We start from the raw sequence: 17,011 nt of genomic DNA, 5'->3' as shown, positions 1-17,011 counted from the left end.
ACTGGGGGAGTGGTGCGATAGTGAGGAGTTGTCAACGGGAACAAAAATCCGCCTCAGATGGCAGTGGCGATCTGAGGCGGAGAATGAATAAGAGAAGTTTTACGTCTTGCGAGGCGGGACCGTATATGTCGTAACGACTTTCGCCAACACTGAATCGTCTTCTGAGGACACAACTGTTGTATCAGTCACGATGATGGTTCTCCCGGCGCGAACGATTGTTGCAGTGGCAATCGCATCGCCGGATTTTTTATTGGAGACAACGTTAACCGAGGAGCTCACCGCCAACGGGAAGGTTCCTGGTTCTACTTGTTGCATCGCCAACCATGTTCCAGTGATGTCGGCGAGTCCAAAAAGTGAGGGAGCGGAGAACATTCCGGCAGGTTGGGTTATTGCCTTATGCAGGGGCATTCCTACTGTGACGTGGTCTTTGTCGCCTGAGATTGGGTATAGCTTCAACGTAATGGCGACGTCGTCGACGCGGGAATAGAAGTTTTCCCATTGCTCTTTAAAATTCATGTCAGTTTCAGTCCTTCGATGTCTTCACTCATTTCGGTTACCCAATCAGGTTCAGCAACCATGAGCGATAGATCTTTACCGTCACGTAGCTGGACATCAAGGACGTACCGGAGTCCAGCTTTTTCGCATTCACGGATCGCTTCAATGTCGCCCTCTTCAACGGCGACGACGATGCGACGGCACTCTGGTTGGCGTGCGAAAATCTCCGCGACGTCTCCTTTCATTTCACTGGCTGTGCCAAAGGGGAGTTCCAGGTCGTTTTTCCCGTAGGGGTAGGTATGCCGTAGGGGAGAAGACTCAATGGGAATCGCGTGCATTAGCAAACCTCCTCTTCCAACATCTCTCGTACCATCTGCTTGATGGCTAGTTTGTCTATCTTTCCGGCTGAATTTCGAGTTATTTCGTCAACAACAACCAATTTCTTGGGGAGCTTATAGCGTGCCAGGTGGCGTTCGCAGTGTTCCCTCAGCAGATCAATGGTGATCTCGGCTCCCGGATCGGGTTGAATGACAGAAACGACGATTTCGCCCCATTTTTCGTCTGGTAGGCCGATGACCGCGTTTCCGCGCACACCGTCAAATTCGGCAATGACTCGTTCGACTTCAGCGGGGTACACGTTCTCCCCACCAGTGATGATAAGATCTTTGAGCCGGTCGACGATGTAATAGTAGCCGTCATCGTCGCGGTGCCCTAGATCGCCGGAGTGGAACCAGCCAGCGGTATAGGACTTTTGAGTTATTTCGGGATTATTCCAATAACCAGTGGCAACATTTGGGCCCCGTACCCACAACTCGCCGGTCACCCCGGACTCTTTTACCTCTTCTCCTGAGTCTGGGTCGATGAGTCTCACTTCGGTGTACGGCATGGGGATGCCGCAGGAGCCAGCTTTTTCAGCCGTCATGTGTGGCGGTAGGTAGGTGGCAAATGGGGCTGTTTCCGTAAGCCCCCACGCTTGTTGAACGTTGATTCCTTTTTCCATGTATCGCCGAATCAATACTGGTGGTACTGGTGCCCCAGCGCAGATGGTGGCTCGCATGGAGTCGAGCTTCGCCGTGGTGAAGTGCGGGTGGCTGTAAAGCGCCTCCAACTGGGCGGGAACCATGAACGTTGAACCGATCTGATGCTGTTCAATATCAGCCAGCACTCGTTCCGGATCGAAGTGGCGGTGGATTAACAACGTGTTGGCCCGAACCAACGCCCGAATTGCGAAGGAATTAAGTGCACCGACGTGAAATAGCGGTGCGGTTGCCAAGGTTACGTCGCCTGGACGAGTATCGACCATCGTGTCCACATTGATGGAATTCCACCACAGATTTCCGAAGGTTAACTGCACTCCCTTGGGCAGTCCAGTCGTGCCAGAGGTGAATAGCAGCAGTGCCAGATCCGTCATGGACATGGGCCGTGGTTTTAATTGAGCATCACCAAGTGGGGCGATATTCGACGTTGCTTGCCAGTAGAGTGGTACTCGCCCGTCGACAGGAGCATGCTGATCATCGTCAACAACAACGACGTGGTGCCGTTCAATTCCGTAAATATGCTTGGCCTGGGGTAAGTAGGGGCCTTCGACAACGATGGTGTGTGGTGTGCCCTGCATAAGTAATTGGGAGATCTCCGGAGCCGATAACCGGAAATTAAAGGGCATGAACGTCGCGCCGAGCCACCAGGCAGCCAGCATGGTGAAAATGAATGACTGCGAATTCATTCCTAAATAAGCAACCCGATCACCTTGGCGGACACCAGCTTCGTCGAGGTGCTGCGCCCACTGCATGATGATGTCTTTGAGCTCAGCGTAGGTAATTTCGTCGCCTTCGTAATTCAATGCGACGAGATTGGGTTGATATTTCGCATGCCGCGCAATCTGCGAGCACGGATTAATGTCCACTTTATCGGCAGTGTGTGAAACGCCTTGAACAATCACAATTCATCACCTCCAGCGGCAGTTCGGAATCCACGAGCGGCGATTCCGCCATCTGCGTTAATAATGGTGCCGGTGATATTTCCGGCATTGGTAGGACTAGCAAGCATCACGAACGGACCAGTAAAAGCAGCAGGGTCTGTAGAAATATCGTGAAGCGGGATATATGGGTTGGATGCTGACCATCGGTCAAGCGAATCAGCGAAACTACGGGTTTCCAGTCCGATGGCTGCCGGACCACGTAAATCGGTGCGCATGCCGCCAACCGCGACTCCATTCACCCGGACTTTGGGTGCGAGTTCGTAGGCGAATTCCAACATCAGGCCACGGTCCGCGAATTTGCTGGCGGTGTAGATTGGCCCGCCGCCAGCTGCGTAAAACGCTGCGTTAGACAAGGTCATGATGATGGAACCACGGGTTTTTACCAGTTCCCGCCATGTTGCTTCAACGGTAAGCAGGTAGCCTTTGACGTTGATGGAAAAGATTTCGTCAAAGATGTGAGATAGCTCATCGCCGTTGTGGCGGGTAACCGAGCGGTTGTAATCCCAGATACCCGCATTGGGAATGACCGTATCTAGCTGATGGAACTTTTTTAACGTCGCAGTAACGGCAGCATGGAGTGCGGTTGAGTCGCGGACATCTGCACCAAGAGCGAGTACTTTGTCGGGATCGAATTCCTGCGCAATGGCTTGTGCGCGATCCTGGTCCACATCGACCAGGGCAACGTTGGCTCCTTCCGAAATGAACCGACGGCTGAGTGCAGCGCCGAGACCAGATCCGGCTCCCGTGATGAAAACAGTTTGTCCTGCAATCATGTCGGGCACCTCCTAAAAGAATGTTGAGATGTTTTTGGAGGGGAGAACATTGATATCGAGCAAGATGCGGCGATCGAAGATCTTGTATCCGGCTTCCGTTTTGCGCAGCAGGTCGGTGCGGGTACCAGCGAAAATATCGCGTTCGTTTTCCAGTCGGGTGCGCCACACAAGGAAGTTCGAACGAACTTCAAGAAGCTGATTTCCGTCTGGGTCTTCGGCGTGACGCACCGAAATATTGGTAATGAGATGGCGAGTTCGCGAGGGGGGATCTTCGGCCCATGCCATTCCAGAATCGAACCGTCGGATCCGCCATGCCAACGAGTCTTTTGTCTCGTCGTAAAATGCGGCTTCGTCTGGGGCGGCAATAGCAAGTGCTTGCTGCCTGCGTAGCCGGTTGGTTCGGGTGGGGGACCAGTAGTAGAGGTCGTCGTCAAACCGTTCCAGCCAGTCAACGTAGCGGCCTTCGTCTAAGAGATCCGCCTCATCGTAGTAGAGGTTTTGAATCTCATAATAAGTTTCACTGTCGACACGTTCGCCAACCGTGATGTCTTCACGTCGTAAGTAGTCGGTCATTTTCTCTCACCCCTTATCTAACGGGCTAGCTTTTTTAGATTGACGGTTGGATCGGCTAGTTGGTCATGGTCGACCACGATTTTCCGATCAATGATTCGACGGGCCGCCCGGACAGCCATTCCAGCGTCTATCGCGGCACAGCCAGCCATGGTTCCGTCGTCGTTCATGCGGAACGCAATCTGCGGCTGACCTTCAGCATCAGGCCGAATGATGGTGGTGCCGTCAGATGACATGGAGCCCACGCCTTCAACATGGACGTTGTAGCGATCGGTCCAGAACCATGACGAGCTACGGTCAGGAAGTTCGGAAAGATTAATCGCGGCTGCTGCGACTTGGGCATCAAAAACAGCAGATTCCCAGTGTTCATGGCGGCGTTCCAATGAACCATCGGGATTGCGGTGCCGGGCGCAGTCACCGATTGCCCAAATATGCGGATTGGAGGTTCGCTGGGAAGCATCAACCAAAACCCCATTGTCGCAATCGAGCCCGGCACTGGAAGCCAAGTTTTCCTCCGGTACGATCCCAACCGCGATCAACACGTGATCCGCGGATACCGTGTCGTGTCCATCAACGTGCACGATGAAACCAGCACCATCACGGTTAATGCTTGTCACGATGCCATTTATGAATTCGACGTTGTTTTCTGCATGCAATGAATGCAGACGGTGCGCGATCTCTTCACCAACGGCGGGAATTAATGCCACCGGTTGGGGGTCAATCAACGTCACTTCGGCACCGCGCTCGCGGGCGGAGGATGCAACTTCAGCGCCAATCAACCCAGCGCCAATGATGGCAAGCCTCGTTTGGGGCGTCAGGGATTCCTTGAGCTTCAGGGAATCCGCTGCGGTGCGTAGAACCCATACGTCTGGGTCATCAAACCCCGGTGTTGGGAGGCTGCGAGGTACACCACCGGTTGCGAGAACGAGATTTTCGTATTCGATGGTCCGACCATTGCTAAGATGCACTACCTTGGCCTGAGCGTCAATACTTCTGGCGCGGCCGGTGATGATTTCAATGTTGTTTTCTTCGTAAAATTCCGCAGGTGCCAGCAGAATTTGCTCGGTGGTTTTCGTCCCATTAAGAATTTCTTTACTTAACGGTGGCCGGTCGTATGGCAGCCCCTCTGGATCAATGATGGCGATGGAAACGCCATCATTTAACGAACGCAGTTCGCGCGCTAAGGTAAATCCACCAATTCCGCCACCAATGATAACGGTATTAATCATCGACGGCCTCCAATGGGGTGCCTGGATACAGCCAAACCTCATCGCCACGAACCTCAATCTTGTGGGTATTGGTATCCTCAACCGCTGGCATGCACAATACCTTTCCGGACTTTAAGCAGAACTTTCCGGAGTGCAACGGGCATTCAACTTCTGTGCCTTCTACCCAGCCATCTGCAAGCGACGCATTACCATGGGTGCAGATATCATCAAGCGCAAAGAATTCGTCGTCTTCGGTTCGGAACACGGCGATGGGGGCGTCATAGCCAGTGACATCTGATTCGAAGACAGCGCCTTCTTCCTGCTCGATGTCATCAACATGGGCAACTTTTACTGGGTCAATCATGAGTGCATCCTCCGTTACAATCAGCATTCGAATGTGTTGAGTCTCCATCTGCGTTGCGCAACTCGTGCCAGGCTGGGGTGCCCATCAGCTCGCGCCACCGGCGATACACGGCACGACCTGCGGCGTCGGAATACAAGCTGGAGGTTTGACCCGGGAAACCAGGTTCCTCCCGTAAGTCTCCAAGCCCCATTTGGTAATTCAGTGCCGTGTTTCCGACCATGAATGCGTGAGCATTGGCCTGGCATTCCGACCAGTTTTCGCCGTCGTCCTGTTCGAAAATGCCAGACGGGCCGAAGGTGCGAAGATTATAGAGACGCTGTGCATGGCGAACGTCTTCCGGCATTGATTTGTCCAACACCGTCCAGCTCCACACCTCCATCTTGTTTGGCCCCTTTGGGTGCCATACCCGGATGGAACCGTTTACCGGCAGGTAAGAGAAATTAGGGAAGACGGTCGCGTGGCCATTGGTTAGCGGCCCCATCACTTGCTCCGGTGACAGCCGTTGCCTCAGGAAGTCATAGTCGTAGTATTCGTGAACTGGCTGGGCATCAAACCTATTACGCGGGTGGACTGGAAAGCCTGCACCATTGCCGTATTCGTCAGAGTACTGCCGACCGGTGCGCATAGCGATTTCTTTCTTCGGACCCCTACCGGTCGGCGACATCACCATCAGGGCGGAAGCGTGAGACATGTTCACGTGATACCAGTCCGTGGCGAACTGTTCCGCTGCGAGTTTCCAGTTACCCTCCAAAACCCACTTCGTTACGCCACCGACAACGCAGGTGCCTTCCGGGTCCCGATCCATAAACGCATCGATGTACCACCGCATATCGCCAAGGGTGTCTTCCAATGGCTCCGCGTTTTCGTCCCAGTTGGCGAAGATCAGTCCTTTGTAGCTTTCAACACGAGGGGCAGAAACCAGCCCCCAATCTGCTGGGTTGAAATTTTCGCCGTAGGCTTCTTGGGCGGGAACATTCGCCAGATTTCCATCAAGGTCAAATGACCAGCCATGGTACGTGCAGGTGAAGTTTTTGGTCGAACCCATATCTGCCCGACAGACACGTGCCCCGCGATGGCGGCAGTTGTTTAACAGGACGCGGATTTCGCGTTTCTTGTTTAAAACCGCAATGACTGGATCTTCGCCCATATACGTTTGGAAGAAATCGCCTGGCTTTTTGAATTGATCTTCATGGGCGATGAACAGCCAGCTCCGAGCGAAGATGCGGCGCATTTCCTGTCGGTACACCTGGTTATCCGAGAAGATTCGACGATCGACGAGGCCGCCATCTGGATCGACCATGCCGCTGACATCTAGGTTGACGTCGAGGTTGGGTGGCCGGGTCAGTCCGCCACGTGGCATTGGGTTGTCAGGGGTAGACACTGAACTCTCCTAAAGTTGAAATAAAGATGAGGGTGCCTGAGAGGTAGCGGTTTGGGTGGTACGCGCAACCCCTTTTTGTAGGCTGGTTCACATTTAGTTTCTCTATACTGTGCCGTCACACCTGAAAAGGTTCTAATCGTTGTTCCGTTGAGTGGAACGAAAATATTAAAGCAAAGGTGGTATGCGGTTATCGTGGGCAGTAACACCGAGAACCCGGAGTAATATTCAACCCATTACTCGCAGGTGAAACCGATGGGTGAATCTCATTGTTTACTACAGGTTCACCATTTTGATTGATGGGTCAACTAATTTCGCTGCACGTTTTCTTTTAGCAACCACACGACACATCGAAATGCTAAATGTGGATTTTCGACCAGAAGGAGAGGAGTATCCACCGATGACTGACAAACTGAAGGTTCCAGGGGCAGAAAAACCAATCGACAATCGCGGTGCCGTGGACAAAGCTTTTAGCCTTTTGCGTTGTTTTGGCGATCACGATGTCAATGGAATTGGGGTCAGTGAACTGGCGCGCCGGGCGCAGATGTCGAAAACAACATGTCATCGTATCCTCGCAATTTTGGTTGCAAATGGGGCGATTGAGCGAGCCGGCGACGTATATCGTCTTGGACCCCTATGTTTCGAGCTAACCCATACGACGGGCTCGTTGAAGAAAGAAGTCGTGGGCGAAGTGCTTACGCCTTATCTAGCGGCGCTTTTTGAGCAGACGCGGCAAACGGTTCATTTGGCCTTCTTGCAGGGAACCCAGGTGGTGTACGTGAACAAGTTGTTTTCGGTCAAACGCATTCCGGCACCTTCGCGAATCGGTGGCAGTGCACCGGCCTATTGCACAGGCGTGGGTAAAGCGATGTTGGCTTGGGATTATGAACGCACGGAATCCGTAATTAAGGCAGGTTTGACATCCTGGACCGAGAACACGATTGTCGATCCGGATAAACTGCGGGAAGAATTGGTCCGGGTCCGGGTAGAAGGGGTCGCCTACGATCGGGAAGAAATTACGCCCGGCTTAACGTGCGTTGCCGCGCCAATTTTTGGTCGAAACAACGTGCCGATTGCGGCAATGAGCGTTAGCGGGCCGACTGCGACTTTTAATCCAGAAATGTACATTCAAGCTTTGCGACGAACCTGCAAAGCGGCTGGAAAGGCAGCTGTGACGTTCCAACGGGCGCAGGAAGAACGTCGAAAAGTGGGGCAGTAACACCCCACTTAGCTCGAAGATGTGACTAGCCGCGTAACGCAACCGCCACGTCGATAATCATGTCTTCCTGACCACCGACGTAACCGCGCCGACCAATCTCGCGCAGAATCTCGGCGGTCGGGACATCGTAACGCTTCGCGGCCCGCTCGGCGTGCAACAGGAAGGAATTATAAACCCCCATCTGGCCTTGCACGATTGAACCGCGATCCATCATCGGAAGACGATCAACCATGGGCTTGAGCACGTCTTCGGCAGCGCTCAAGATTGCGGCCACATCTACTCCATGCCTGATGCCGAGCCGATCAAACGCGACCGTTAACACCTCTGTGGGAGAATTGCCAGCGCCAGCCCCAAGACCAGCCAATGAACCATCAATCTGACGAGCACCAGCGCGAACGGCTAAAACTGAATTGGTAACGCCGAACGACAAATTCTGGTGGCCGTGGAACCCTACCTGGGCTTCGTCGCCAATTTCATCTATTAGGGCCGTGACCCGATCGCTGGCTTCTTCCATGATGAGCGATCCTGCTGAGTCGACAACAAAAACGCATTGACAGCCAGCATCAACCATGATCCGAGCCTGCGCCGCTAACTCAGCAGGCGAAATCCGGTGGGAAAGCATGAGAAAACCACCAGTCTCCATACCCATTTCCCGGGCGGCCTCGAAATGCTTGATGGAAACGTCCGCTTCCGTGCAGTGGGTGGCAATACGAACCATAGCTGCGCCGCGCTTGTGGGCTTCGGCAAGATCCGCGACGGTGCCCAGGCCAGGCAGAAGCAAACAGGCGATTTTCGCGTTTTTAGCCTCGTCAACGGCTGCTTCAATGAGCTGTAAATCGCTTACTTTAGAGAACCCGTAGTTAAACGACGAACCACCAAGACCGTCGCCATGGGTGACTTCAATCATTTCAACATTGGCGTCATCGAGGGCACGTACCACCGCGCGCACTTGGTCTTCAGTGTATTGATGGCGAATAGCATGGGAGCCATCACGTAACGTGGTGTCATTGATCCGAATGTTAGTCATAATTATTCCTTGGGTTAGTCACTGCCCGAATTCGAACGCAGTAAGTCAACGTATTTATCAGCTGTGGCAACCGCTGCGGCGGTGATGATGTCGAGATTTCCGGCGTACTCTGGCAAATAATCAGCTGCTCCTCGAACCTCAATTAGAACCGTTACGCGACCCCAGCCGTTCCATTCAGGACGGGCGGTATCAAACTGCGGCGCCGCTGTCAGGTGGTATCCCGGTACGTATGCCTGCACAGTTTCCACCATGTGCATGATTGAATGAGTGATCTGATCCTGAAGTTCCCCAGGCTCGGCTGCCTCTGGCGGAAGCGAACAATACACTGTATTGCGCATGAGCATCGGCGGCTCAACCGGGTTTAGAATCAGGATGGCTTTTCCGGACGTGGCTCCGCCGACCTTTTCCAAAGCTGCTGACGTTGTCTGCATGAACTCATCAATATTGGCGCGGGTACCTGGACCTGCGGAGCGGGAGGAAATGGAAGCGACGATTTCGGCATATTCGACCGGAACGATCCGCGAAACCGCAGCCACAATCGGCGTGGTCGCCTGGCCACCGCAGGTAATCATGTTGACATTCTTCACTGTGGTGAGGGCGTCAAGATTCACCGAGGGACACACATAAGGGCCAACGGCGGCGGGGGTGAGGTCGATGGCTCGAATACCAGCGGCTTCAAATCGCGGTGCGTTGACTTTATGCGCATAGGCGGAGGTGGCCTCAAAGACGAAATCCGGCAGGTCTGTCTGTGCTAACAGCCAATCGACGCCGCCCGCCGAAGCGGTCACCCCGAGTTTTTCGGCACGCCGAAGACCATCGGATTCGGGATCGACCCCAATCATGTATACAGGTTCAATATTGCGGGAGTTTTTCAGCAGCTTCATCAGCAAGTCAGTGCCGATGTTGCCGGGGCCAATAATGGCGGCGGTGAGTTTAGAAGTCATGGGTGTTCCTTATTAAGGCAATGGGAAAGCAAAATGGTGAGATTAAACAAATCGAACGTTGAGGGATCCGAGAGCACCGTAGTCCACGGATAATGATTGGCCCTGAATGACCGGCGCGGCAGCGCAGAAACTGCCAGACAAAATAATGTCCCCAGCTTTCAACTGAACTCCTTGTTCGGCAAGGGTGTGTGCCAACCACACAATCGGAGTGACCGGATGCCCCATCACTGCGGAACCTGTACCTTCACCTGCGTCTATGCCGTCGATGGTCATCCGCGCGCCAACGTTCGGCAATTCGGTAAAAGCGATATCGACCGGCTGCGCCGATAAGATAATTGCGCCGCAGGAGGCATTATCGGCGATGGTATCCACGAGCCGGATATCCCAATCGCGTACCCGCGAATCGATGATTTCGACCGCGAGATAAACGGAATCGATAGCGGCTTCGACATCAGCCAGCGTGGCCTCTGCCTGGAGGTCAGAACCTAGCCGAAAACCCAATTCTGGTTCTACCTTGGGGGAAATGAATCGCGACACTGGTATGTCGGAATCTGCCTCAAAAAGCATGTTTTCCGTGAAGAACCCGAAGTCAGGACTATCGACTCCCAATTGTTGTTGCATCGCCACCGAGGTCAAACCAATTTTGCGGCCAATAACCTGGTGGCCCTCTGCGATAAACGCTTCTTCCTGCAATTGCTGGATACGGTACGCGCCTGCAACGTCTAAATCGTCGACAAGCAACCGCGGCGGCGAAACTGGCTGTCTGGTTACATACGCACCTTTAAGCTGGTCGGCAATCGTTTGGTAGGAAATGGTTTTGCTCATGCGGAGGATACTTTCTTGGCTTTTGGGTGGATAAGAAAACGCGATACTATCCACCGCAGTGATGCTACATACTTAGTTCGGAGTGGCGATCATGATGCCAAACCCAGCAATGTACTCCCGGATGGGTTTGTAATATTCAAAATCCACTGAATACGCGCCCGCCGCACTATGCAGCGCGGAAAACGCCGCCACCCAGGACCGCACTTCGTGGGAAGAATGGCCAGCCTGCTCATCCATGTCATCGGCGTGATATGCATCGAACCTGGTGGGGTCATTGGAAGCGCAATCATCCATGAATTTCCGGTCCCACTCCGGGTTCAGATCAAGAATTTCTGCCTCTCCGCGAGCGAATGCTTTAGCGGTGTTGATGACATTCATTTGCCGATTATTGCGCGCTTCTTCCGTAGGATGACGTCCGTTGAGCAGAAGTTGTCGCTGCTCATCGGTGGCGGTAGCCCATTGCGGCACAGGCGGATCATGCGAAAGCCCACCGGAGGCAATCAAGAGGATGCGTTCATCTCGTCCAGCTAAGTACTCACCGATTGCCTGCCCCATCTTTCGAACTCGCTCCATGGGGACAAACGGGCGGGCAACGCCATTAACGTATACCGGTACCGTGGGTTTTGCGGTCAAAGATTCGTATAGCAATTCAATGGGCTGCACTGCTCCGTGATCGATTTCCATACGACGGGAAATGGCGATATCTATCCCCTTGTCAATGACAAACTGTGCCATTTCCTCGCTGATCTCGGTTGGAACGGAAAGCGGCCCCTCAATTGAGTCGTAATCGCCGACGCTCAAAGCTTCGTATCCGATGCAATAGGGTGGCATCAGATCATAAAAGAATCCGTTGTAGTGATCCGGGGCGATCGTGACAATCAGTTCGGGGTCGAAATCGTTAACGAAAGAACGAACGTGTGAAAACGCGTCGTTTAAGCTGGCTGTGACCTCATCACCCGGATCATTGATCCCAAGTAAGGGGCTATGGGACATAGCCAAAAGCGCAAATTGAGCCATGATGTTTTCCTTGAAAATTAAAGCTTCCATCGTCGTAGACGAAGCAAAATGATAGGGGTAAGACCGAATCATCAGGTTCAGGCGAAAACACTGATGATCCGGAAAATACAGATAAGAAACAGGTGGAAACTATCGGTCCAGGAGGAAGTCGAGGTGAATCTTGTTGAACGTCTCGGTGTCCTCATATTGCGGCCAGTGACCACAATTCTCCATGACCGCCAATTGCCCGTTTGGTATCAACTCGGAAATACGGCGGCCTTCATCTACCGGACCAGATGGATCCTTGGTTGTCCACAGCACTAACGCTGGTGCTTGGATGGCGCGCAGGTCGTCGTCGGAAAGCATGTTGCGTTTACGGATCTCAAGATTCTGCAACGCCATATTCATCTCGCATGCCATAGGCCAATCAGGCTGTTCAAAAATCCGCTGCCGAGTGCGGATGAGGTCCGGGGTAACCATCGTTGGATCTGCCATGAGCCATTCCAACCGGGCTTTGACCCGCTCCCAAGAAGGATCCTTCGCAGCCTCCATAGAAAGGGTATACAGACGCTCCATGACCTGCGGGTTCGCCATCGTCCCGCCCATTGTGTTGAGCACAATGCGTTCCACCCGCTCGGGATAAAGCTGCGCCACACGCGCGGTCGTCCAGCCGCCAAGGGATTCACCGGAGAAATATGCCTTCTCAACCCCAAGCTCATCCATGATCGCGAGAACTTGATCCACATAATGCTTGATCTCTAGCGGATGCTCAGGTTTCGTGGAATACCCATGCCCGATGAAATCAATGGCATACACATTGAAATGTTCAGCATGCGCAGCAAGGTTACGCACATAAGCTTCGGCGTGACCGGTGACACCGTGAAGCATAAACAACGTTGGTTTATCAGGAGTGCCGGCATGAAGATAACGGGTCCGGTATCCCCCTGCCTCGATATATCCTTGGCTGAACTCGACCTCAGCCAGATCATCCCAGACGCTGGTGTATTGTTTATCGGACATTTTCCTCCTTCATGAACCGCGAAGAACTGGGCGGCTAAAACCCCAGAAAACAAGATTGGTTGTTTAAATCATGATGGTAAGGTGCTACACCTTGGCTTACTATCACGTGTTCCGCTGGTCGGAACACGTGACCGTGGGAAGAACGAATACAGCGCAAACGTCACTCGTGCACTTTGCTTTACGACGCCCCACCAGCCGCGCAGTGTTATATAAACAAACAAAATATGCCAATCCAACCGGGGCGGTAAAAACCCTCTCACCTGCATGTTTAGTGTTAACGTCTGTCAAATAGGTTGAACCGTATCTTTATCGGTCACGACGACATGTGCACAGTCACAACCCACAACAACCGCTAACGAAAGTTAGGCCACGGGGCCTAGTAGTCCCGCTGCGGACCGTATCGCAAACCCGGGATACCGGTACTCAAAACCTGTGTCTGGTAGGTAACTAAAGTAGATCAGTAGGTAAGAGTAGCATAAGTGATTTGCCTGGAAATGAAGATGATTATGGTTGCCATTTGGTGACTTTGGATTGTTTGAGCGGGCGCCCTAAAGCCGCATTTATGGCCTTGTACAGTGCGGTTGTGAATTTTTTACATCAACAGGATCCCTATTTTGTTTTTATAGATTTCCTATTTAAATCTAAGCATTTTCTTTGCTGTGGAGAGGGTTCGAAAGTTCCTTGAATCGCTAGTTTTCCCGTTGTTACGCTCGAAAACGTGAACATCCACGGAGCAAGTAGCGCCGCAACCTCATGAGAATTGTTCTTTGAATTTTCACAAGTCCATCTATCCGATTTTGCAGTGAGTAGACAGGAGAACTAGATGTCAACTGCAAGCAATGTTTCCGACAATCAGATCCTGGACGAGTTGGACCAGGAACTCGACCTTCAGATGACCGAATCCTACGAAGCCGACATGTGGCTGAGCCGCCTCCTTGGTAATCGAGGTGGATTCTGCACTATTACCAAGGAATGCATGCCAAGCTGCAACTAAGCAACCTAATCAATATCGATTCTTTACTGAAAGGAACTCAAAATGGCTAAGAAAGACTTCGGATTTGTCGAGGGGTACGCACGTGAGGATCTGCGCGAAATGATCGACAACGAGCAAGCCCAACATGGCGGTACCTGGACCACCATAGTCCCAGTTTCCCTTGCACTGTGCCCTACCACCAAGTGCTCGAAACGCTGCAGCTAAGCCTTCAGGCTTTGTCCCAGTGTAACTAGTAGAAAATGAAAGGTGAACCTCCATGTCTCAGTTTACTAAAGAGACCATTTACACCCTGATTGGTGTCGCGATAGGAATTGCCAGTGGCCTTGGCGTGGCGGCTACCGGGATCACGGGTTCTGACAGCTATCTGACTACTGCTGCCGTTGTGTCCTTCTTCACCGGCTTGGCTGGTTACGCAGTCGCACGACGGCAAGCATAGCAGTTACCAACGCGAAAAATTAGTTTCGCGTCTTAATTTAAACCTCGAAGTTCGGCCGCTCAGATTCTGAGGGGCCGAACTTGTACTTACTCAAATCCTAAAACCACCCCGATAAATGCACACTTACTAAGGAGAAAAATGAATTGCGAATTCCCGAATTACCTTGACGCTAAACTTACGGCTTTTGAGCAGGATTTACGCAGAGCATTTGTTCGCGAAAGGTTCCACCCGTCGGATAGCGTAATTGCAGATGTTAAGAGCTGGTTCGCGTCGAGGGCAACACAAATCTCGCAACGGGCACTCATTGCGGTTTTCCATCAATGGCGGGAGAAGCAAGGAATAGAACCCTTTGCTAGTTCTACGCAAGCACACGAGGAGTTTGATCGACTTCTCCAATTTGAAGACCAACGAGAAAAACTAGTTGAAGCACAATACCCGCGATTAAAGCCGCTTATTGATGCCGTTTATTCCAACAGCCTAGAGTATACGCTCCAGGTCTTTTCCGATTTTGAAAAAGACCGCCAGATCCTGCAGGAACTGGGCGTGGGGGAGACTGACGTAATCCACTCCTTGCGGTTTCACCATGAAGAGACTCATAACCAAGGGAAGACCACAGTTCTCGTTACTACCAACAACGGCAAAGTTATGTATAAGCCACGTAGTGGCAAGGGCGAAGTACTCATTGATCAAGTATGTCGTTTTTTAGGAACTGATCCTTTTGAGCTTGTGGCCCACACAATCGACGTAGACGACCACTGCTGGCAACAATATATTCCCTCCGCTAGCGAGAAGAACGTTGACGTTGACATGAAAAATTATATGACTGCCGCAGGAACCTTACTTGCAGCGTGTCATATCCTAGGAGCGACCGACCTCCACGCAGATAATGTGGTTTGCTCGGTCACAGGAAAACCCGTGGTTATTGACGGCGAAACCGCGATTCAATTTCGGATTCCAGATGAACTACCCGCAGATGCCTCTGATATCCTGACGTCTGGACTCGTGCCATCGGCTCTCTCTGATAACTCCTTCTGGAGGTATTTCAGCGGGTTGTTGATTGAATCTGAACGAGACTCGCCCGAATTCGACACGTTTGATGTAGTTAATGGTGGGCATGACAATGTTGCCTTCCGCAGGGTGGTGAAGCCTCACCTGAAGAAGATGCCACCGAATGGGCTGCACGACATTGATCTAACAGACGCATTCCAGATCCTGATCGATTCTTTCGCTTCCGCACGCAGCGTAGCTCGCAGTAGTGAGCTAGCAGAGTTTCTGGCTATAGCAGAGCAAGAACATTTCTGGCGCCAAGTTCTAAGGAGCACAGGAGTATATGCATCAATATTGGATGCGACTTTGATGCCAGCAGCCCTCGCAGGGTTGGATCGTCCAGAGGAACTTCTTGATTCTGGTCCACGCGGTACCGATGGGGCAGCAATTGGGGTAGCGGAGAGGAAACAAATCGCTGTCGCCGACGTCCCATACTTTGTTCTAGATTTCTTCGGCAACGTCTACGACGGAAATAAACATCATTGTGGGAAAGTACGATTCTCTGAACGGCTCTCCTTGCCAAGTAAACGTCATGCTGATTTCGTCGGCGAATACGGTTCCGCCTATATCGAAGTTCTCAAAGCTAACGCTCAGGCGCTGGCGGCGGCTACAGGTATTCGCTCTAGCCGTCCCATCTGCGTGGATGAGTTAGTGGATGAGGTAAAGGCACGCCGTACCAACCTGGATGAATCAATGGATAATCGTTGGTTGTCTAGCGATATCCAGGAAGAAGGACTATTCCTAGGCGCGTTTTCCTGTTCGTTTCTGATGGGCGACGGCACCGATTGGTTGATGCACGACACCCTCGGATTCTCGAATCGGGCACCCGAGGAACGTTGGTCTGTACATATTGGACAAAACCTGGAAGAGCCCATGAACTTTCACGGCTTCGGACCAGGGACGGCGCTTCTTGTTACGCATAAGACCCGTCCTTCTACATCAGCTGAATCGGAACGAATGCACCAGGTAGTTGAAGCCCTCACAGGTGCCCTCGGAAAGGAATCGGTCACCTCGGATTTCATCGGCGGTGTTGAATCCGCAGTAGCGGCGTTGGGAAACCTCAACGTAATTATTGAATCTGAGACCGCCCGTTTGCTTTACCAGGAGGCACGTGAGTTTCTTCTCCCACGGATGCAAGCCTCTTTGAGCGCTGAAAATTATGGCCTGGCTCATGGTGCTGCGGGAACGTTACTTGCTGCTTATGGGTTTAGTAAATTTTGTCAGGCACAAGAATTCCTGCTGCCAGAGCAGGTTGAGCAGAAAATGAATTTACTAGCAGATAACCTAGTAGCTTATGCGCTAAAACTTGTCCAGGATGAACCGGTTGAGAAGCGTTTGGCATGGTGCAATGGTCTATCGGGCATCATTGGCACCTTAGCGATCGTAGGTGAACTTCGAGAAGACTCACACCTCGTTACGGCTTTTGTTGATTTGGCTTTCATGGAGTTGGCTAAGGCCCAGACTCATCGTCAGCCACTCGACGTTTCTCTCTGCCATGGGGTAGCAGGGATTCTTAGCGCTCTCTGGTTGCTCGAAGAATACGGTTTGATCGGAGAAGACGTGCCAGTCCGATACCGGGATTCCATTGTGAAGACCTTGGAGTCCTCCGAAATCTACTGCGGTTACCCGGGAAACATTTTTGACATGGGGTACCTCAACGGTATTGGCGGGTTAATTCATGCCCTCCAGTTGGTTGACGCCCCCACTCACCGACCCCTTTTTGCGGGATTCTAGAGA

The 17,011-nt window shown here is 52.3% G+C and carries 18 protein-coding genes; 5 read left to right on the top strand and 13 right to left on the bottom strand.

Going from position 1 to position 17,011, the window contains the following annotated elements; translation table 11 throughout:
* Positions 1-99: 99 nt before the first annotated feature.
* The 8 genes from Q4D85_RS08590 to Q4D85_RS08555 are packed head-to-tail and all read right to left on the bottom strand — an operon-like array spanning position 100 to position 6,748.
* A complete protein-coding gene (locus tag Q4D85_RS08590; protein ID WP_303199704.1) occupies positions 100-516 on the bottom strand; it encodes a PaaI family thioesterase in 417 nt (138 codons plus the stop codon).
* Positions 513-833, bottom strand: a complete 321-nt coding sequence (locus Q4D85_RS08585; protein ID WP_303199703.1) for a hypothetical protein — start codon at positions 831-833, stop codon at positions 513-515. The genes Q4D85_RS08590 and Q4D85_RS08585 overlap by 4 nt, the downstream gene beginning before the upstream one ends.
* Positions 833-2,434: a long-chain fatty acid--CoA ligase gene (locus Q4D85_RS08580; RefSeq protein WP_303199701.1), complete on the bottom strand. Its 1,602-nt coding sequence runs from the start codon at positions 2,432-2,434 to the stop codon at positions 833-835. Before Q4D85_RS08580 ends, Q4D85_RS08585 begins: the two co-directional genes overlap by 1 nt.
* Positions 2,431-3,246, bottom strand: a complete 816-nt coding sequence (locus Q4D85_RS08575; RefSeq protein WP_303199699.1) for an SDR family NAD(P)-dependent oxidoreductase — start codon at positions 3,244-3,246, stop codon at positions 2,431-2,433. The genes Q4D85_RS08580 and Q4D85_RS08575 overlap by 4 nt, the downstream gene beginning before the upstream one ends.
* Positions 3,247-3,258: 12 nt before the next feature.
* Positions 3,259-3,819 (bottom strand): 3-phenylpropionate/cinnamic acid dioxygenase subunit beta, encoded by a 561-nt coding sequence (locus Q4D85_RS08570; RefSeq protein ID WP_303199697.1) that lies wholly within the window; start codon positions 3,817-3,819, stop codon positions 3,259-3,261.
* 17 nt (positions 3,820-3,836) lie between these two features.
* On the bottom strand, positions 3,837-5,045 hold the full coding sequence (locus Q4D85_RS08565) for an NAD(P)/FAD-dependent oxidoreductase (protein WP_303199695.1): 1,209 nt from the start codon (positions 5,043-5,045) through the stop codon (positions 3,837-3,839).
* A complete protein-coding gene (locus Q4D85_RS08560) occupies positions 5,038-5,388 on the bottom strand; it encodes a non-heme iron oxygenase ferredoxin subunit (RefSeq protein WP_303199693.1) in 351 nt (116 codons plus the stop codon). The genes Q4D85_RS08565 and Q4D85_RS08560 overlap by 8 nt, the downstream gene beginning before the upstream one ends.
* Positions 5,381-6,748 carry an aromatic ring-hydroxylating dioxygenase subunit alpha gene (locus Q4D85_RS08555; protein ID WP_303199738.1) on the bottom strand — a complete coding sequence of 456 codons (1,368 nt, stop codon included), beginning with the start codon at positions 6,746-6,748 and terminating at the stop codon, positions 5,381-5,383. Before Q4D85_RS08555 ends, Q4D85_RS08560 begins: the two co-directional genes overlap by 8 nt.
* A gap of 418 nt (positions 6,749-7,166) precedes the next feature.
* On the opposite strand from Q4D85_RS08555, the gene Q4D85_RS08550 reads away from it, so the two are divergent.
* Positions 7,167-7,985, top strand: a complete 819-nt coding sequence (locus Q4D85_RS08550; protein WP_303199691.1) for an IclR family transcriptional regulator — start codon at positions 7,167-7,169, stop codon at positions 7,983-7,985.
* A gap of 25 nt (positions 7,986-8,010) precedes the next feature.
* Here Q4D85_RS08550 and dmpG read toward each other — a convergent pair whose 3' ends face one another.
* The 5 genes from dmpG to Q4D85_RS08525 all read right to left on the bottom strand — a co-directional run bounded on the left by dmpG (position 8,011) and on the right by Q4D85_RS08525 (position 12,797).
* Positions 8,011-9,012 carry a 4-hydroxy-2-oxovalerate aldolase gene (dmpG, locus tag Q4D85_RS08545; RefSeq protein ID WP_303199690.1) on the bottom strand — a complete coding sequence of 334 codons (1,002 nt, stop codon included), beginning with the start codon at positions 9,010-9,012 and terminating at the stop codon, positions 8,011-8,013.
* 14 nt (positions 9,013-9,026) lie between these two features.
* Positions 9,027-9,956, bottom strand: a complete 930-nt coding sequence (locus tag Q4D85_RS08540) for an acetaldehyde dehydrogenase (acetylating) (protein WP_303199689.1) — start codon at positions 9,954-9,956, stop codon at positions 9,027-9,029.
* 42 nt (positions 9,957-9,998) lie between these two features.
* Positions 9,999-10,781, bottom strand: a complete 783-nt coding sequence (locus tag Q4D85_RS08535) for a 2-keto-4-pentenoate hydratase (RefSeq protein WP_303199687.1) — start codon at positions 10,779-10,781, stop codon at positions 9,999-10,001.
* A 72-nt stretch (positions 10,782-10,853) separates the two neighbouring features.
* Positions 10,854-11,798, bottom strand: coding sequence for a 3-carboxyethylcatechol 2,3-dioxygenase (locus Q4D85_RS08530; protein WP_303199686.1), 945 nt, complete (start codon positions 11,796-11,798; stop codon positions 10,854-10,856).
* A 129-nt stretch (positions 11,799-11,927) separates the two neighbouring features.
* Entirely contained in the window at positions 11,928-12,797 is an 870-nt protein-coding gene (locus Q4D85_RS08525; protein WP_303199685.1) for an alpha/beta fold hydrolase, read from the bottom strand.
* 823 nt (positions 12,798-13,620) lie between these two features.
* On the opposite strand from Q4D85_RS08525, the gene Q4D85_RS08520 reads away from it, so the two are divergent.
* The 4 genes from Q4D85_RS08520 to Q4D85_RS08505 all read left to right on the top strand — a co-directional run bounded on the left by Q4D85_RS08520 (position 13,621) and on the right by Q4D85_RS08505 (position 17,008).
* A complete protein-coding gene (locus Q4D85_RS08520) occupies positions 13,621-13,791 on the top strand; it encodes a lichenicidin alpha family lanthipeptide (protein WP_303199684.1) in 171 nt (56 codons plus the stop codon).
* 42 nt (positions 13,792-13,833) lie between these two features.
* Entirely contained in the window at positions 13,834-13,995 is a 162-nt protein-coding gene (locus tag Q4D85_RS08515; RefSeq protein ID WP_303199682.1) for a class II lanthipeptide, LchA2/BrtA2 family, read from the top strand.
* A gap of 52 nt (positions 13,996-14,047) precedes the next feature.
* Positions 14,048-14,227, top strand: coding sequence for a hypothetical protein (locus Q4D85_RS08510; RefSeq protein WP_303199681.1), 180 nt, complete (start codon positions 14,048-14,050; stop codon positions 14,225-14,227).
* Positions 14,228-14,365: 138 nt separating this feature from the next.
* Positions 14,366-17,008, top strand: a complete 2,643-nt coding sequence (locus Q4D85_RS08505) for a DUF4135 domain-containing protein (protein WP_303199680.1) — start codon at positions 14,366-14,368, stop codon at positions 17,006-17,008.
* Positions 17,009-17,011 lie beyond the last annotated feature (3 nt).

The sequence above is a fragment of the Corynebacterium sp. genome, from assembly GCF_030532965.1.
GTDB lineage: Bacteria > Actinomycetota > Actinomycetes > Mycobacteriales > Mycobacteriaceae > Corynebacterium.
This window is presented reverse-complemented; position numbering and strand designations above follow the sequence as displayed.